Below are 19,516 nucleotides of genomic sequence, written 5' to 3' on the forward strand. Positions count from 1 at the left end.
CTCTTTCCTATCAAAATATTATTTAATTTTGTCTAAACTTTTGGGTGCAGTCTATATGCGGGGCTTAATTATATGAAAATAAATGGGATTATTTTTTGATAACTTTAACTTCCGTCAGCAAAAATCGCTTGAGCTACATAATTAGAAACATTGATGTATTGTTTTTTCACATTATAAAGCCTTTCTTCATACATTTATCGCTTATGAGCAACTCCAATTTAGAGAATTCACACAATAGCATCAAGTATTTGATTTTTAGGACGCAATGAATAGCAAATATAAACAAACGCAAATTGACTAAACAAAAAAAGACCGTCTAGAAGACGATCTTAAAATTCAAATATTGCGAATATTATTTAACAATAATCTTTTTACTAAGTTTAGTTTGCTCTCCAGTAACATTTACAATATAAGTTCCTGGCACAAGCTTAGAAGTATTTACTTCAACTGAAGTTGCATTAGGAGCTAATTTCAACACCTGCTGCCCTGCAATATTATACACTTCTACACTTGAAATTTTTGACTCCCCTGAAACATTAAATACTTGATTGCTAACTAGCGTAGGATAAACAGAGAAAGACTTTGCTTTAACATCTACAACAGCCAAATCCCCTTCACCATACACGAAGTCATCAATATACCATTCACAAGGATCATTTGTACTTGTAGATCCGGTTATAAATAGACTTCCTGTATCAAATTTCCAAAGATCCGCACCTCCTACAGACAATCCAGGAGCCGTATAATCTGTTTCTATAATTTTTGTTCCATTTATATATAATGAAACAATAGCGCTGTCCAAATCAAAAACTACTTTGTAAGTTGCCCACTGCCCGATTGGGTAGTCAATTGGATCTGATAAAGATACAGTTCCTGCATCAGCGTATAGCGAAACATACATCTTGTTATCATAATTATCAGTTCCAATTAATGTATTCGTATTAAAATTCAGTTTAAATGGCATTGAATCATCACCATAAGCAGCAGGATTTGAAGTATCTTCCATAAATGCCATCCATGCCGATTTGTTAGCAGGAACAAGCATTTTCCACTGATATGTATGTACCCCTGTATATACAGTTGGAATTTTCAAGATAACATCTTGCCCATTCACACTAATTGTACCTGATTTTGTTCCACTTGCAGCTTGCGCAGTTGAAACAACTAAATTTTCAGCACCTGATGCTCCAGACCAATTCGACCAATGTCCTCCATAATAAGATCCAGCAGAATAGCTTTCAAAATCGTCATTAATAGAAACTTGCGCATTTGTAGCAGCCATTACCATAACGCTTGCTAAAAGATAGATTTTTCTCATAATAATAAATTTATTTTTTTTTTAAATTTTGTCTAATTTACATTTTATTTTTAAATATTCAAAAAATAAAATGCAAAATACTAATGAATTACAATTTGTTAAGACATAATCTTAAATTCTTCACATTTATAACACTCACTTAAAATATTAATTTTCTAAAATGAATAAATACACTCCTGAATATTTGTCTTTCAAATTAATTAAAGGCTGCCTCAATAATGAGGCAGCATAGGATGATTACCATCCAGGGTATTGTTTCATATTTTGATTAATATTCATTTCTCTCAAAGGCATTGGAATTACAAATAATTTATCATTTCCTGGAACTTCGCAGACAATGCTGTAGCAATTTGAAGTTTTGGAAAATCCTAAATTATTTCTTTTCAAATCGAAAAACCTTTGTCCTTCAGCGAAAAACTCTTTCCTTCTTTCTGTTAGTATGTTTTCTAAACTTCCAGAAGCATATGTTGTCCCCCCCCTTTCTGTAGCAAAGGCATTCAATTCTATAAGTGCTGCTGGCAGATTACCCAACTTATTGAGTGCTTCCGCTTTATTCAAATAAGCTTCCGACATCCTTAGAACCTTTACATTCTGTGTAAAGTTACCTTCGGATGTTGCTCTAATATATTTTTTAGTCCACACACCTCTTGGTTCGTCTTGAGTTGGAATAGTTGATCCAGTAGCAAGAAACAATTCTTTTCTTACGTCACTTGCTGGAAAAGCATCATAAAAACTTTTTTGAAATAAAAATCTTTTTTTACCTCCGTTGCTCGCATAAAAAACCGAGAGAGAATTGTTGACACCTGTATTTTCTCCAACTGCAGAGTTCATATTGATCTCCCATACCGTTTCGGGTTGATTTTCGCTCTCACCTATATTAGGCGATGTGAAGTAAGTCACATAATCTGCTTTGGAGACAAATTTAAATTTGCTACTTGACGAGGCCGCAGAATTGATTACCAAATTGGCATAATCAAGTGCTTTCTGGTAATCTCCAGCTGCACCACGAGTAAGGTAAACTCTGGACAACAATAACCTTGCAGCAGTAGGACTCAAATGGCCTTTGTTCGTTGGCGCTTCCTTTGTCATAATGCTAAGGGCAGTAGTCAAATCAGAAATAATTACATCATAAACTTCTGCTACAGTAGCTCTAGGCAATTGGCTATCCGCATTATAATTCCCAAGATTTAATGGTACACCATACTCTAGATTTGTTCCAGAAGTTGGATTAGGAGAATAGAAATTAAGGGCATAGAAATATCCTAATGCTCTTGCAATTCTTGCTTCACCTTTGTAATTGAGTACAGCAGGCGTTTCTTTTAACGAGGTATCATTAATCACCGCATTGGCTAAAACGATACCATCATAAAATTCGTCTAACATTCCAAAATCTGATATATCCGCAGACCAATTTAAAAACCCTGTTGTTCTGTACGCTACATCCGTGTTTTGTGAAGTAATGAAAACATTGTCAGAAATCAAATCTCCAAATACTAAAACATCTGTTCCAAAGCCTGCTGCGGTAGAATACTGATCATATATTCCATTGACCAAGAATTCCATATCTGACTCAGTAGCTAATGGGGTATTAAGTGGGAATTGATCTACAGGCATCTCATTCAATCTTTCCTCGCTACAAGAAGACAAAGTTAGAGCACCTACTAATATGCTTATAAATATTTTTTCTAATTTCATAATACTAATTTTAAAAATCTAAAGAAACTCCAAAAGATAAACTTCTCATAATTGGAGATGTGTAATCGTACAATCCTTTTCCTTGCCAAGAAGCACCTGCAGCATTTGAATTAGCCTCAGGATCAAAAGTTAAGCTCTTATCGAAAGTATACAACCATAAGTTAAACCCTCTTAAGTATAAAGTCAAATTTTCTATTCCTGCATCTTTCAATACATTGCCAAAACTATACGCAAGTTTAACTTCTTTTAACCTAATATGATCCCCATCTCTCATCCATCTTGTTGATGGACCAGACGCATTAACCGGATTGAATGATCCTGGTAATTGTATCGGGTTTGATGCTGTAGTATTTGTAGGAGTCCAGCTATCGTATAGCGCATCTGTGATTTGGTTATTATTTGCAGAGCCATCACCCAAGATATAGTTTTGCCATCTGTTATGAACAGAATATTCGAATTGTCCAGTGAAAAATACACTAAGTGATACATTTTTATATCTAAATTCACTTTTCAGCCCTGCTGTATATTTTGGGAAAGGCGATTTACCTTGCCAAACTCTTTGAGCTGAGGCTCTATTATTGGTGGTTGCAGTATGTGAAGCATCTGTCCAGAATAAGCCATCTCCATTGCTTGGATCTACACCTGCCCAGTCATATGTATAATATTCTCCTAACAGATGTCCTTCTGCAGTAGCTCTCATACTATTTGCTGTACCTGACAATGTAAGTTCAGTTGGATCATTAAGACTCTCTATTGTATTTTTATTGTAAGCAAAGTTACCATCTAAAAACCATTTGAAATCTCCTTTAGTAAAAGGTCTAGCATTCAACGTAACCTCAACACCTTTGTTTAGGATTGTTCCCACATTAGCTAAATAGGAATCCAATGCACCTGCAGATTGCGCTGTCTGTCTTTGCCATATCGCATCAACTGTTTTTCTGTTGTATACATCCACAGTAGCACCTAAATTACCATCTAGTATAGCAACATCCAATCCTATGTTTGCTTGCTTGGAAACCTCCCATACTAAATTTCTATTACCAGCTTGTGTAATGTTGGTTGCAGTCTCTGCAGCATACGCATATGCTGGACTGATCAAAGCGTATGAATTATATGTTGATCCCCATTGATCAGCATATGGAATATTTCCAATCTCCCCATAGTTTGCTCTAATCGACAACTGACTGAAAAAATCTGGTGCGAAGTTTTCATTCTTTACGTTCCAAGATCCCGCAACTGACCAAAAGTTTCCAAATTTGGAATCTCCTAATGTAGAGTTACCATCTCTTCTAATTTGTCCAGAGAATGAATATTTGGAATCAAATGTATAATTCAACCTAGAGAAATATGAAATCTGAGTCCACTTTTCTCTTGTAGAAAATGAAGCAAGAAAAGGCTGTGTTGCAAAAGTAAGGTATGGTAAAGGACTTGATAGTTTATCTCCCTGAGCTCCTAACACATAATATTTATGCTCTTGATATTCCATTCCCACATAAGCTTGGATATCATGCTTTTCAGCCAATACTCTTTTGTAACTAATAGAGTTATTCCAATTCCAATCAAAGGCGCTTGTTCTCGTATCCAAGACATATCCTCCATAAGTTAATCCGTCACCAATTGATGGATGCCAAAATTCCTTTTCATCTAATGCCTGATACTGAACACCAAATAACGAGTTAGCATAAAATCCTTTTGCAAATTGCCAATCTCCACTAACCGAAGAAACAAAAGTTTTAATTGAACCCATCATCATATCCATATTTTGGATAGCAACAGGATTAAAATTGTCGTTTCCATTACCTAAGTTAGTTTGATTATAAGTTCCACTACCATCTATATTATAGACTGGGTAGATAGGCGCGATATACCAGTTAGTCAACCAAGGATTTCTATAAGCACCTCCATCACTATAAGTTCTCCTCTCTACATTAGTAAAGTTCGCGTTGAATGCCAAATTAAACTTATCAGAAATCTTGTGATCTACCGCTGCATTTAAACTCAACCTATCAAATTTGCTTTTAAGAACCAATGGTTCATTTTGATAGTATGAGCCTCCTAAACGAAATGAAGTATTCTCACCACCACCTGTTGCTGAAAAATTATAAGTATTAACTGTAGAAGTCTTTCTTTGAACTGCATCTTGCCAACTTTGATCCGTTACCCCATCATAGTTATTATCAGTGGCGAACTTATCAATTGCCGTTTGCATATCGGTAGTTATGCCATTTCTGTAATCTCTATTTACATAAGTAAGCCCACCCCATCTCAAATATTCTGAGGCATTCATATAATTTTGTTTATCATAAGCAATATCTTGTACAGACATATCACTTGACAAATTAAATCTTGTTTTTTGATTATACTTACCTCGCTTAGTAGTTACTACAATCACACCGTTTGCTCCCCTAGCACCATACAATGCAGTAGCTGAAGCATCTTTTAACACCGCAACTTTTTCTATTGCATTCGGATCTATACTTGCCAACGGATTCCATGACTCCATAACCTGAGCGTTGTCAGATCCTTTACCGACAACCACACCATCAATAACATATAATGGATTAGGTGTTCCTATTAATGAGCCGACACCTCGAATTGTAATTAAATTTGTAGAGCCTGGATCCCCACCATTTGTAGAAAAGACTAAACCTGCAACTCTACCGTTCAACACCTCATCAATTGAAGCAACCGGAGTAGACTCAAAATTTGCTTTGGATACAACGCTATAAGAACCTAATTTAACAGCTGGATCTAATTTGATTCCACCAACTAATACAACCTCTTCAATTTCTTTTGTTTTCGTGGTCGTATCACTATTTTTCTTTTGTGCCATTAATGCTTGTCCCGTAAAGAACAACACACCAACGGATAACAATCGTAATTTTACATTCATATTAACACTATTTAATTATAATCTGCAAATATGTTAAAAAATATTAACACTACAAATTTTAACAAGGCTTGAAATTATCAAATTCATTACACAAGACAATAATAGGTTATAATTTGATATTTTTTTTTAAATATAATTAAATTATTATATCAATAATTCAGTTTTCACAATACACCCACTGTTATCATCAAGTATTATTTACAATTTAATTTTACTTATTTAGAATTATTACAAATAACGATTATTAACATAAAAAAAACCGTCAACTGCGACGGTTTTTATTTTTATAAAATTTTACTTAAGTTTCTTCTTAACAGCTACTTCTTCATAAACCTCAAGAATATCTCCAACTTCTATATCATTATAGCCTTTGATATTAAGACCACATTCATAACCTTTTGTTACTTCTTTTACGTCGTCTTTGAAACGTTTAAGACTTTCTAATTCTCCATCAAATTTAACGATTCCATCTCTTAGGAGTCTGATTTTAGAATTTCTAGTAACTTTTCCTGAAAGAACCATACACCCTGCAATAGATCCAACTTTAGAAATTTTAAATACTTCTCTGATTTCTACATTACCAATAACTTGTTCCTGAATCTCTGGCGAAAGCATTCCTTCCATAGCTTCTTTCACTTCGTCAATTGCTCGGTAAATGATAGAATAAGTTCTGATTTCAACTTCTTCTTTATCTGCAATATCTTTTGCATTGGCACTAGCTCTTACATTGAAACCAATCATGATTGCATCTGATGCAGCTGCTAATAACACATCCGACTCAGTAATTTGACCAACTCCTTTATGAAGAATATTAACCTGAATCTCTTCTGTTGACAATCTTTGTAATTGATCTGCTAATGCTTCAACAGATCCATCCACGTCACCTTTAAGGATAATATTCAATTCTTTGAAATCTCCTAAAGCAATACGACGTCCGATCTCATCAAGCGTCAAATGCTTCTTAGTTCTGATAGATTGCTCTCTTTGAAGCTGCTCTCTCTTATTGGCAAGAGATTTTGCTTCTCTTTCGTCAGCAAATACTCTGAATTTATCTCCAGCTGTCGGTGCACCGTCTAAACCAAGAATTGTAACAGGGATTGATGGCCCTGCTTTTTCCATTGGTTTACCACGTTCATCCAACATAGCTTTTACTTTACCGTGATTTTTACCCGCAAGTACGTAATCTCCAACTGTCAAAGTTCCATTTTGAACCAACATTGTGGCAACATAACCACGTCCTTTATCTAAAGCGGCTTCTATGACAACTCCACTAGCCTGTTTGTTAGGATTAGACTTTAACTCTAACATCTCAGCTTGAAGGAGTACTTTTTCTAATAACAAATCTACATTGTTACCAAACTTAGCAGAGATTTCTTGAGCTTGTACATTTCCACCCCATTCTTCTACCAAAACATTCATCGCTGAAAGTTGCTCTCTGATTTTGTCTGGATTAGCTCCAGCTTTATCAACTTTGTTGATAGCAATAATCATTGGAACACCAGCTGCTTGTGCGTGAGCAATAGCTTCTTTTGTTTGTGGCATAACGTCATCATCCGCTGCAACAACAATAATTGCAATATCTGTAATCTGAGCACCTCTAGCTCTCATCGCCGTAAACGCTTCGTGACCAGGTGTATCCAAGAATGTAATTCTTTGTCCACTTTCCAACTTAACATTGTAAGCTCCAATGTGCTGAGTAATTCCACCTGACTCTCCTGCAATTACATTAGTTTTTCTAATATAATCCAGCAATGAAGTTTTACCGTGATCTACGTGTCCCATTACTGTTACAACAGGTGCTCTTGGCAATAGATCTTCTTCCAAATCTGGAACATCATCAGCCGCTGCTTCTTCTACATCAGCATCAGCAAATTCAATTTTATAACCAAACTCATCTGCTACTAATAAAAGAGTGTCAGCTTCTAGACGCTGGTTCATTGTCACCATTACACCTAGAGAAAAACATGCAGAGATTACTTCTGTTGCACTTACATTCATCAAACTAGCTAATTCGCTAACTGTGATGAACTCAGTTACTTTAAGAGTTCTGTCTGCTGCATCAATTTCTTGCTGAAGCTCGTCTTGCTCTCTTCTCCAAGATCTTTTATCTTTTCTATGCTTAGAACCTTTAGACTTACCACCTTTATTAGTTAGTTTTTCTAAAGTTTCTTTAATTTGATTTTTAACTTGCTCATCGGTCAATTCAACCGGCATAGTACGCCCTTGACCACCTCGGTTATTACCACCTCGGTTGTTGTTACCACCTGAACGATTGTTGTTACCACCCGGACGATTACCTCCCTGACCTTGTGGGCGGTTGCCATTATTATTACCTTGTCCTCCTTGTCTGTTGCCTCCACCTTGGTTATTACCACCTTGATTGTTAGAGTTTGTTTGTCCTGGAACGTCTTTTGTAATACGTTTTCTTTTTTTCTTCGCAGCGTTATTGTTAGAATTAGCCGAAGGTTTTGGCTTATTAAATTGGGACAAATCAATTTTTTCCCCTACAATCTTAGGACCATCCAATTTCTGATAAACAGTCTCGATTTTTTGAGGTTCGTCAGACTCTACAACTGGAGCAGAAACTTCAGCTACCGGTTGAGGTTTCTCAACTTTAGGTTCCGGCTTTGGTTCTTCTTTTACAACTGGCTTAGGTTCTTCTTTAGGTTTTTCAGAAGGTTTTGATCTTCCAGTGTCTATTTTGGATAGATCAATTTTATCTAAAACCTTGAACTCTTGTTTCTCCTCTCTTTTTACAACCTCTGGCTGTACTTCTTTTTTCTCTTCTACTACAGGAGGTGCAGTAGGAGCAACCTCTTCCACAGGCTTAGCTGGGTTAAGATCGATTTTTCCCAAGATTCTGGTTTCAGGTCTTGTGCTTGATTTGGCTCTTATAACCTCAGGAGCTTTTTCTTCGATCGCTAATTTTTCGTCAGGAACTTTAGAAATTACTACCTCATGAGAAGCTTTTCTCTGTTCACCATCTTTTCGGAACTCAGCTTCCAATGCAGAAAATGCCTGTTCTTCTAATAGAGCGTTAGGATTACTGTCCACTTCTATCCCTTTGCCCTGAAGATATTCCACAGCTCTTGGTATAGAAATGTTAAGTTCTTTAACGGCTTTATTTAATCTTATTTTTGGCATAAATATAAATTTGCTTTTGGCTTTAGCGTTTTAAGCTTTTGGCTTTATTTTTCTTTTTATTAAGTATTTTGTTTTACAGAAAACTTTCCGAAAACTTTATTTCATTTTATTAACCTTCTAATTCTTCTCTTAGAATGTTTTTCACATCTTCAATTGTCTCTTCTTCAAGATCTACAATTTTCAACAATCCTTCAGTATCTTTATCAAGAACACTTCTAGCTGTAGTCAATCCAACTTTTTTGAACTCATCAATAATCCATGCTTCGATCTCATCTGAGAATTCTCTTAATTCAACATCATCATCATCAGAAGTTTCTCTGTAAACGTCAATCTCGTAACCTGTTAACCAAGACGCTAACTTGATATTCTGACCTTGTTTACCAATCACTTTAGAAATCTCTTCTACTGGCGTATATACCAATGCATAGTTTGCTTCTTCGTTGATTTCAATTTTATTAATGATAATATTTCCTAAAGCTCTCTTCACAAAGATTTCAGGATTTTTTGACCATTGGATCACATCAATATTTTCATTCTTAAGTTCTCTTACAACTCCATGAATCCTAGAACCTTTCACTCCAACACAAGCTCCAACAGGATCAATTCTATCATCATAAGCATCAACAGCAATCTTCGCTTTCTCACCAGGGATTCTTACTACTTTTTTAAGAATAATAGTTCCGTCCTGGATTTCAGGGATCTCAAGCTCCAATAACTCTTCTAGGAATTTAGGCGCTGTTCTAGAAACGATAATTTGTGGTTTAGAACCTCTAAAATCAACACTTTCTACAATTCCTTTTACAGTTTCTCCTTTTTTGAAGAAATCAGAAGGAATCTGGTTTTCTTTTGGCAAAATGAATTCGTTATCTTCATCATCCAAAAGAATCACGTGTTTGTGACGAATATGGTGTACTTCACCAATAATAATTTCACCAATTTTATCCTTGAACTGCTCATACAAAGAAGCATTGAAATGTTCTTGAATTTTTGTAGCCAAGATTTGCTTCAATGTTAGAATATTTCTTCTTCCTAATTTAGCAACCGGAATCTCTTGTGTATATTCTTCTCCTACTTCAAAAGTTGGATCTATTTTTCTAACTTCAGAAATTTCTATTTCCAAGTCATCATCTTCAGACATCTCATCTTCAACAATCACTTTGTTCAAGAAAATCTGAAAATCTCCTTTATCAGGGTTTACAATCACATCAAAGTGATCATCAGAATCGTATCTTTTTCTAAGAAGAGTCTTAAGAGAATCTTCGATAATAGCCATTAAGTCTATTTTGCTGATATTCTTTATTTCTTTAAAATCACCAAAGGCTTCTATTAAAGCTAAATTATCCATATTCTAATATATAATTGATAAATGATAGACGACAAAGATCTATCTATATTGTTAAAATTTAATTACTACTAATGCTTTTTTGATTTCGGAATAAGGAATTTCTTTTTCTTCTACAACATCTTCTTTTCCTTTTCCTATTAATTTCGGACGCCTATATTCCAGCTTCAGAACAATTTTTTCTTCATCTACAGATAAAAGTTCTCCTTCAATTTCAGAAGAATCATTCAACATTACCTCAATCTCTCTCCCTATGTTCTTTTTAAATTGTCTTGGCGACTCTAGAGGCTCGCTTAGTCCAGCAGACATTACTTGCAAACTAAAATCATGAATCTCACGATCCATATTAAACTCTATTGCTCTACTTGCATCCAGACAGTCCTGAAGTGTAACTCCATTATCTCCATCCAATATTACTATAACATCAGATGAAGCTGAAATCTTCAAATCTACCAGAAAAAGATCTGTTCTTGTTTCTAAAAACTCGTTAAGTAATCGACTTATTTCTGTTTTGAAATCCATAATTAATAACCACTTAATTACATCTACGAAAAAAGGCATTCTTGCGAAAGCCTTCCCATTTTCCCGTAAATCTTTTGCAAAGATAATTAAATTTTATTTAACAAACAAAAACCCATAATTACAACTAGATAAACTTCGACTAAATTTTCTTAGTTTTGTACGAATATTAAAATTATTCTTTGTGAATATAGCAATTATTGACGCTAGATACGTCAACCTAGTCAAAGGAACTATGACTTAACCCAACAAGAAACCTAATGCTATGAAAAACTAGATAATCTCTACCTATTACCTAGTTTGGGAAAGATGAAAAATTATCGAAAATAAGACAATTATAAAATAAAAGATGAAAAATATAATCATTACGGGAGGTGCTGGATTTATAGGCTCTCATGTCGTAAGAGAATTTGTAAAAAATAATCCGGATTCAAAAATCATTAATCTCGATGCATTAACTTATGCTGGAAATCTTGAAAACCTCAAAGATATTGAGAACGAGCCCAATTACGTTTTCGAAAAAGCAGACATTACAAAACCCGAAGAACTAAGAACGGTTTTTGAAAAATACAACCCAGATGCAGTTGTACATTTGGCTGCTGAGAGTCATGTTGATAGAAGTATCATTGATCCAAACGCATTCATCAATACGAATGTAAACGGAACTGCCAATCTTCTCAATCTCTGCATTGAGTTCTGGACCCTAAACCCAGATCACACGCACGGAAGATTTCCAAACGAACCAAGAAAAAATCTTTTCTACCACGTTTCTACAGATGAAGTTTATGGAAGTTTGGGAGAATCCGGTTTCTTTTTGGAAACTACACCTTACGATCCTCAATCCCCTTACTCAGCTTCCAAAGCTGCTTCTGACCACTTGGTAAGAGCTTATGGAAACACTTACGGCATGCCATTTATTTTATCAAATTGCTCTAATAATTATGGACCAAATCATTTCCCTGAAAAATTGATTCCTCTTTGTATTTCTAATATCCTAAATGAAAAACCTTTACCAATATATGGTGATGGAAAATATACAAGAGATTGGCTATTCGTAATTGATCATGCAAAAGCTATTCATCAGATTTTCAACGAAGCTAAAACAGGTGAGACATATAACATCGGAGGCTTCAACGAATGGCAAAACATTGACCTTGTTAAAGAATTGATCAAACAACTTGATGCTAAGCTTGGCAAGCCAGAAGGATATTCGGAAAAATTGATTACGTATGTTAAAGACAGACCAGGCCACGATAAACGTTATGCCATCGATGCTACAAAACTTAACAAAGATCTTGGATGGAAACCATCCGTAACATTCGAAGAAGGATTAGGAAAAACCATCGAATGGTTCTTAGACAACAAAGAATGGTTGGATAATGTGACCTCAGGCGATTATCAAAAATATTACGAAAGTCAATATTCATAAAATACAAAAAAAACTAATCGTAATATGAAAGGAATTATTTTGGCCGGAGGTTCCGGAACAAGACTTTACCCGTTAACAATCGCAGTTAGCAAGCAGTTGATGCCTGTTTATGACAAACCAATGATCTATTATCCACTCTCAACATTGTTGTTGGCTGGGATCAAAGACATTTTAATCATCACAACACCTCATGATCAGGCAGGATTTATCAAGTTGCTAGGAGACGGATCTCAATTGGGATGTAACATAGAATATGTGGTTCAACCAAGCCCAGATGGATTAGCACAAGCTTTTATTCTTGGTGATAAGTTCATTGGTGATGATTCTGCTGCCTTGGTTTTGGGTGATAACATTTTTTATGGTTCTGAAATGGGAACTTTGCTCAAGAATAAAACCAATCCAGATGGTGGCGTTGTTTTTGCATATCACGTTTCCGACCCTGAAAGATATGGCGTTGTTGAATTTGATGATGACTTCAAAGCTCTTTCTATTGAAGAAAAACCGTTGAAGCCGAAATCCAACTATGCTGTTCCCGGATTATATTTTTACGATAACGATGTTGTTGAAATTGCAAAGAATATAAAACCATCCCAGAGAGGTGAGCTAGAAATCACAGACATCAACAATGTTTATCTGAGTAAGGGCAAATTGGAAGTTGGTGTTCTAGATAGAGGAACTGCTTGGTTGGACACGGGAACTTTTGATTCTCTGAATGATGCTTCAGAATTTGTAAAAGTAATCGAGAAGAGACAAGGTTTCAAAATTGGATGTATAGAAGAGATTGCTTTTAGAAATAAATTCATAACTGAAGAAAAACTTCTAGAAACAGCTACAAAATATGGGAAAAGCGGATATGGAGAATATCTGAAAAATCTCGTAAAATAAAATTTTTAAAACACACAAATGAATAATACCGAACAGCAATGGACAGAAACAATCGAGTCTAAGCATTCTCTTTTTGACCTCAATCTAAAAGAAGTTTGGCATTACAGAGATTTGGTTTATATGTTCGTAAAAAGGGATTTTGTATCTAGCTTTAAGCAAACTATCCTTGGTCCTATTTGGTTTTTCATCAACCCAATTTTTACTACTGTTGTTTATCTCGTGATTTTTGGAAATATTGCAAAATTATCTACTGATGGAGCTCCAAAAATCTTATTCTATCTTGCGGGCATCACGCTTTGGAATTATTTTTCATCTTGTCTCAATGCTACATCTACTGTTTTCACAGCCAATGCTGGGATATTTGGGAAGGTGTATTTCCCAAGATTAGCAATGCCTATCTCGATAGTATTATCCAATCTCATGAGATTTGGAGTTCAAATGGGTCTTTTTTTACTAATTTTCTTATATTATTTAGTAAAAGGCGAAGTACAACCAAATTGGTGGATTCTTGCGACTCCATTTCTTATATTATTAATGGCCATGTTTGCTTTAGGAGCAGGAATGATTTTTTCTTCACTCACTACAAAATACAGAGACGTCCAAATGCTTTTATCTTTTGGAGTCACTTTATATATGTATGCAACGCCTGTAATATATCCAATCTCCAGCTTACGCGGAATATTCAAAACCTTGGCGTTCTACAACCCTTTGACTGGTATTTTTGAATGTTTTAAATATGCTTGGTTAGGTGTGGGAGACTTCAATGTTAAAATGCTGTTAATAAGTTCAGCAATCATCATCTTGATTTTAGCTGTTGGAACAATAGTTTTCAACAAAGTTGAAAAAAGTTTTATGGATACGGTATAATAAATATTTTTTTAATGAAAAAGTACCTCATCATTGGCAGTGGATTTTCTGGCGCTGTAATTGCAGAACAACTTTCGAAGAATCCCGACAACAAAATATTGATTTTGGAAGAGCGCAACCATATTGGAGGAAACTGTTATACAGAACGGGACAAAGAAACCAACATTATGGTTCATAAATATGGGCCACATATTTTCAATACAGATAATGAAGGAATCTGGAATTACATTCAGAATTTTTGTGAGATGATTCCATTTGTAAATAGAGTAAAAAGCATTTATAAATCAGAAGTTTATTCTCTCCCTATTAACCTTCATACCATAAATCAGTTTTTTAAAAAAAATCTTAATCCAAGAGAAGCAAAGCTTTTTATTGAAAATATCGCTCAGAAAAATATCGTTGAACCTCAAAACTTCGAAGAACAAGCTCTCAAGTTTATTGGAAAAGATTTGTACGAAGCCTTTTTTTATGGTTATACAAAAAAACAATGGGGCTGCGAACCCTCAGAATTGCCAGCAAGTATTTTAAAAAGATTACCTGTTAGATTTAATTATAATGATAATTATTACAACAATCCTTTCCAAGGAATTCCCAAAGAAGGCTACACTTCAATTTTTGAAAAAATGCTCGATTCAGAAAATATTGAAGTTTTGCTCAATACAAAATTTGACGAAAGTTATGACTTGAGCGGATTTGATCACATTTTCTATACAGGCCCTATAGACGCTTTTTTCAATTACAAACATGGGAAACTGTCTTATAGAACTGTTTTTTTTGAGAAACATTTTTCCGAAGATGATTATCAAGGAAATGCGGTTATCAACTACGCCGATCCCGAAATTCCTTACACTAGAATCCACGAGCATAAGCATTTTACACCTTGGGAATCTCACTATAAAACAGTGTATTTCAAAGAATTTAGTAAAGAAACGGAGGAAGAAGATATTCCATATTACCCCAAAAGACTTTCCAAAGACCTGGAAATTCTTTCCAAATACGAAACCGAGAAAGAGGGTTTAGAAAAAATAACTTTCATAGGAAGATTGGCGACGTATCGTTATATGGATATGCACCATGTGATTGGCGAGGCTCTAGAAATTGCAAAAGATTTTATTTAAAGAGACTATGGATAAGATATTTTCTGTTTTTTACAAAGATTTTTTGTCCCCCTAGGATCAAATATTCAGAACAAAATAAAAGTTCCGGATGATACATATCAAAGTAAATTTTTCGGATTTATCGCAGAAAGGCAATTAAATATTTATTTTCTTCATATTTTTGAAGAGAACGAGACAATATATTAAAACGGTTTGATGAAATTAGCACTAAAAGCAGAAAACATTTCAAAACAGTACAGGCTGGGTCAAGTAGGTACAGGAACACTTTCACATGACCTCAATCGCTTCTGGCATCAGATTCGTGGAAAAGAAGACCCTTACCTTAAAATTGGAGAGTCTAATGACCGTACTCAGAAAGGAGAAAGCGAATATGTATGGTCTCTTCGCGATATCAACTTTGAAATAGAACAAGGCTCTGCAGTAGGTATTATTGGAAGAAACGGTGCTGGAAAATCTACGCTTTTAAAACTTCTGAGCAAAGTAACAAAACCCACAACTGGAAGAATCCTGACCAGCGGTAGAATAGCATCTTTACTAGAGGTAGGTACAGGTTTCCATCCGGAAATGACTGGTCGAGAAAATGTTTACCTCAATGGCGCAATTCTCGGGATGACAAGGAAAGAAATTACGAGAAAATTTGATGAGATTGTAGATTTCTCAGGTGTTGAAAGATACATTGATACGCCCGTAAAACGCTATTCATCCGGGATGTATGTTCGCCTTGCCTTTGCTGTAGCCGCACATTTAGAATCTGAAATTCTAATCGTAGATGAAGTTCTTGCGGTGGGGGATGCCGAGTTTCAGAAAAAATGCTTGGGTAAGATGGGAGACGTATCCAAAGGAGAAGGTAGAACCGTACTGTTTGTAAGTCATAATATGGATGCTGTAAAAAAACTGTGTGACAAAGGAATATTTCTTGATAAAGGAACTGTAAAATATCACGGAAATATTAGCAAGACAATTTCTATTTATAACCAGCACCTTTTTGAAAACAAAATAACTGATTATACTAATAACGATAACAAAAAAGAAAAAGTATCACGTGTTTTCATAAGCGATGAAAATGGTATCAAAAAAAATTCAATTAGTTCTTTTGATGGAGATTATTTTTTAAATATTACTTTACAAGCAGAAAATTTCTCTAACGTAGAGTTTGGATGTACCATTTTTACTGAAGATGGAGAAGCTTTAATTTCTTCTGAAATACTTAGTAATCTATCTCCCGTAGGCGGAGTTTCTAATGCTAAAATAAAACTGCCCCATAATTTATTGACAGAAGGAAATTATTATCTTGAAGGAGCCATGTGGCGTAAAGGCTTTGGAAGCATAGAACAAAAAGATTACTATATATCGATTATTGTGGAGCCTAGAAATCTAATCGAGTTGGAAGGTGGTAAGGTTCTTGGAAAGCTATTAAATCCAAATTCTTGGATAAAAAATTAGTAACTATGAGTATATATATTGCTTGTCCTACTCTCTTCGCAACAGGCGGAACAGAATTACTGCACCAACTTCATCAAAAATTGAAACAGAGAGGTATTGACTCTTATATTTATTATTATGATGCTATTCAAGAAAATAAGGAAGATTTGATTGCAGATCGATTCAAAAAATATTTTGTCAATTTTGAGAAAGAAATTGTGTTAGATTTCGCAGATACAAAAGATCATTTCCTAATCTTACCAGAAACACTCATTGGAAAGATAAAATCATCTGAAATCAAGCTTTGCCAATGGTGGCTGAGTGTGGACAATTTTTTCAAAGACAAATGGCTGCTAAAACAGAACTTGATATTTTCTAATGACCTTATACAGAATCTTAAAAATTTTTTAAAAAAAACAATTAATAGATTCCCGTATAATACTTTGAATGAAATGCTGAATCAAGAAAACGTATATTGCAATTTCTATCAAAGCCATTATGCATTACAATTTATCAAAAAATTGGGACTAAAGAATCCTTTGCCACTATCCGATTTTATAAATTCTGATATTTTGCAATTGTCTGTCAGCACAGACATCTCTTCCAAGGAAAATATTATTGTATATAATCCACAAAAAGGGATAGAAAAAATTGAGACATTAAAAAAAAACAGTCCCAAAAATTTCAATTGGATTCCAATAGAAAATATGTCTCCTATCGAAGTCCAAGAACTGTTTAAAAAATCTAAATTATATATTGATTTTGGATACCATCCCGGGAAAGACAGAATTCCAAGAGAAGCCGCAGTAAATGATTGCTGCATTATAACAAACAGAGAAGGTTCTGCAAAAAACAATATCGACATTCCCATTTTTGATAAATATAAATTTTCTGAACCCATAAAAAATCAAACAAAAATATTTGAATTGATTTCTGATATTTTTGCAAATTATAAATTGCATCTAAAAAATTTTCAATCATATAAGAATAAAATCTTAAGGGAAGAGCAGATTTTTGAAATTGAAATTGATCATTTTTTAAAAGAATTAAAATTAATCTAAAATTTCACCCTTGAAAAACAAACTTGCCATAGTCATCCCTTACTACAAAATTGATTTTTTTGAAGAAACAATTAAATCTGTGGCGAGTCAGAAAGACAAGAATTTTTCTTTATATATAGGAAATGATAATAGTCCAGATGATCCTTTACCAATTATAAAAAAATACCTAAAGGATGATGAGTACAAATATTTTTATTACGAAGAAAATCTTGGCGGGAAAAATCTGGCATTGCAATGGGAAAGAATTTTAGAAAATATAACAGAAGAATGGTTTCAGATTTTGGGTGATGATGATGAGTTGCCTGAGAATTTTGTAGAATCTTTTTATAATTCTATAACTCAACTTGATGAAAAAGGGATTAATGTTATAAAGTTTCCTGTAAAAATTATCGATGAAAACAATAATTTTATCCGCCAATTTTCTTTTGGAAAAGATCTGATTAGCCGATATGAATTTCTTATATCAAGAATCAATCATTCTTCTTTATCCTCTTTATCAGAAAATATTTTCAGAACTAAAAGCTTTTTAAATAATAAAATACAGCAATTTCCGCTTGCTTGGCACAGTGATGACTGCATGATTTTCGAATATGCTGAAAATGACCAGATCCTTTACTGTAAAAATACATTTGTTTTTGTAAGAATGTCTGAAAAAAACATCTCCTCCATGACAAATAATACCTCTTTGAAGGAAACAGCTACAAATGAATTTTACACTTATATTATTGCGAACTATTATAGACAATTTAGCTCGACACAAAAAAAAATCATTTTAAAAAATTTAAAAAAACATTTATATTACTCACATCACAAGCTAAGCTTACAAACAATTTTTATAATTTTTACCGATAACTTCATTCATGGCCTAAAGCTTTCTAAATATCTACTTTAATGAATCATTTAGTCTCCATTATCATTCCCAACTTCAACCGGGCAACTCTTATAAAAGAGACCTTAGACTCGATAGCATCACAGACCTATCCTAACTGGGAATGTATTATTGTAGATGATGGCTCGACTGACGACTCTATAAAAGTAATTAACCAGTATGCTGAAAGAGATTCCAGGTTTAAACTTTTTATCCGCCCCAAAGATTATCCAAAAGGTGCTAATGCATGCAGAAATATAGGTCTACAAAAAGCTAAAGGCGATTATATTATTTTTTTTGACAGTGATGATCTTATGATGGAGCATCATCTGGAAGCAAAGCTACAATTCATGCTTGATGGTAATCTTGATTATGCTGTTTTTAAATCTAAAAATTTTGGACAACCAAATAATGTTGAAGAAGAAATTGATTATTCTTATTATGAAAAATATGATTTTAATGCAGATAATTATTTATTAAACAAGTTAAGATTTTTCACCAACGATTTGATTGTAAAATCTGAATTAGCAAAAAAATGTGAATTCTTTTTCAAGTACCATGCGGATATAGAAAATGTATTGATGACGCAATTAGTTTTAAGATCTCAAAAAAACGGCTTTAAAAATGAGAATGTTACGCTTAAAAGATATCATGAGGCAAATCTTACTCAATCAATAGAGGCAGACAAAAAAAAATTCCAGAGACATACATTTTACTACTATTATAATATTTTAGATTATGTATATCACTACAAAGCATCTTCGGAAGCAACAGAATTCATTCTAGATCAACTACTTCACACATACAGAAAGATTGAGTTTAAACTAGATGTTAGTTTCTTTGAATTTTTAAGTAAGATTTTTAAATTCAAAAAACCTTCTATCACCTTAGGAATTTTGATCCATCGTTTAAAAAAATAATGCTATGTTTAAGATTTCATCAAAAATCAGGCTCA

14 protein-coding genes are annotated in these 19,516 nt (G+C 34.0%); 8 read left to right on the forward strand and 6 right to left on the reverse strand.

The features are described 5' to 3' along the window. Positions 1-352 precede the first annotated feature (352 nt). The 6 genes from RTY06_RS07455 to rimP all read right to left on the reverse strand — a co-directional run bounded on the left by RTY06_RS07455 (position 353) and on the right by rimP (position 10,914). Complete coding sequence (locus RTY06_RS07455) at positions 353-1,318, reverse strand: T9SS type A sorting domain-containing protein (protein WP_312823929.1); 966 nt, start codon at positions 1,316-1,318, stop codon at positions 353-355. Positions 1,319-1,555: 237 nt separating this feature from the next. Then, on the reverse strand, positions 1,556-3,013 hold the full coding sequence (locus RTY06_RS07460) for a RagB/SusD family nutrient uptake outer membrane protein (protein WP_312823932.1): 1,458 nt from the start codon (positions 3,011-3,013) through the stop codon (positions 1,556-1,558). Between the two features lie 10 nt (positions 3,014-3,023). Continuing rightward, positions 3,024-5,906: a SusC/RagA family TonB-linked outer membrane protein gene (locus RTY06_RS07465; RefSeq protein ID WP_312823934.1), complete on the reverse strand. Its 2,883-nt coding sequence runs from the start codon at positions 5,904-5,906 to the stop codon at positions 3,024-3,026. A gap of 294 nt (positions 5,907-6,200) precedes the next feature. Next, a complete protein-coding gene (gene infB, locus RTY06_RS07470; RefSeq protein ID WP_312823936.1) occupies positions 6,201-9,050 on the reverse strand; it encodes a translation initiation factor IF-2 in 2,850 nt (949 codons plus the stop codon). 109 nt (positions 9,051-9,159) lie between these two features. After that, a complete protein-coding gene (gene nusA / locus RTY06_RS07475) occupies positions 9,160-10,395 on the reverse strand; it encodes a transcription termination factor NusA (RefSeq protein ID WP_116033363.1) in 1,236 nt (411 codons plus the stop codon). 51 nt (positions 10,396-10,446) lie between these two features. Continuing rightward, on the reverse strand, positions 10,447-10,914 hold the full coding sequence (gene rimP, locus RTY06_RS07480) for a ribosome assembly cofactor RimP (protein ID WP_312824189.1): 468 nt from the start codon (positions 10,912-10,914) through the stop codon (positions 10,447-10,449). Positions 10,915-11,260: 346 nt separating this feature from the next. Here rimP and rfbB point away from each other — a divergent pair, with 346 nt between their 5' ends. From rfbB to RTY06_RS07520, 8 genes are all read left to right on the forward strand, one after another. Then, positions 11,261-12,340 carry a dTDP-glucose 4,6-dehydratase gene (gene rfbB, locus RTY06_RS07485; RefSeq protein ID WP_312823940.1) on the forward strand — a complete coding sequence of 360 codons (1,080 nt, stop codon included), beginning with the start codon at positions 11,261-11,263 and terminating at the stop codon, positions 12,338-12,340. Between the two features lie 24 nt (positions 12,341-12,364). After that, positions 12,365-13,225: a glucose-1-phosphate thymidylyltransferase RfbA gene (gene rfbA / locus RTY06_RS07490; protein WP_312823941.1), complete on the forward strand. Its 861-nt coding sequence runs from the start codon at positions 12,365-12,367 to the stop codon at positions 13,223-13,225. 18 nt (positions 13,226-13,243) lie between these two features. Continuing rightward, complete coding sequence (locus RTY06_RS07495; protein WP_312823943.1) at positions 13,244-14,092, forward strand: ABC transporter permease; 849 nt, start codon at positions 13,244-13,246, stop codon at positions 14,090-14,092. A gap of 14 nt (positions 14,093-14,106) precedes the next feature. Further along, a complete protein-coding gene (gene glf, locus RTY06_RS07500) occupies positions 14,107-15,210 on the forward strand; it encodes a UDP-galactopyranose mutase (RefSeq protein WP_312823944.1) in 1,104 nt (367 codons plus the stop codon). Positions 15,211-15,405: 195 nt separating this feature from the next. Next, entirely contained in the window at positions 15,406-16,653 is a 1,248-nt protein-coding gene (locus tag RTY06_RS07505) for an ABC transporter ATP-binding protein (protein WP_312823945.1), read from the forward strand. A gap of 431 nt (positions 16,654-17,084) precedes the next feature. Continuing rightward, positions 17,085-17,693, forward strand: a complete 609-nt coding sequence (locus RTY06_RS07510; protein ID WP_312823947.1) for a hypothetical protein — start codon at positions 17,085-17,087, stop codon at positions 17,691-17,693. Between the two features lie 10 nt (positions 17,694-17,703). After that, positions 17,704-18,585, forward strand: coding sequence for a glycosyltransferase (locus tag RTY06_RS07515; RefSeq protein ID WP_312823949.1), 882 nt, complete (start codon positions 17,704-17,706; stop codon positions 18,583-18,585). Continuing rightward, a complete protein-coding gene (locus RTY06_RS07520; RefSeq protein ID WP_312823950.1) occupies positions 18,585-19,481 on the forward strand; it encodes a glycosyltransferase family 2 protein in 897 nt (298 codons plus the stop codon). Before RTY06_RS07515 ends, RTY06_RS07520 begins: the two co-directional genes overlap by 1 nt. The last annotated feature ends 35 nt before the right edge of the window (positions 19,482-19,516 follow it).

The sequence above is a fragment of the Epilithonimonas sp. genome (genome assembly GCF_032055105.1).
Classification (GTDB): Bacteria; Bacteroidota; Bacteroidia; order Flavobacteriales; family Weeksellaceae; genus Epilithonimonas.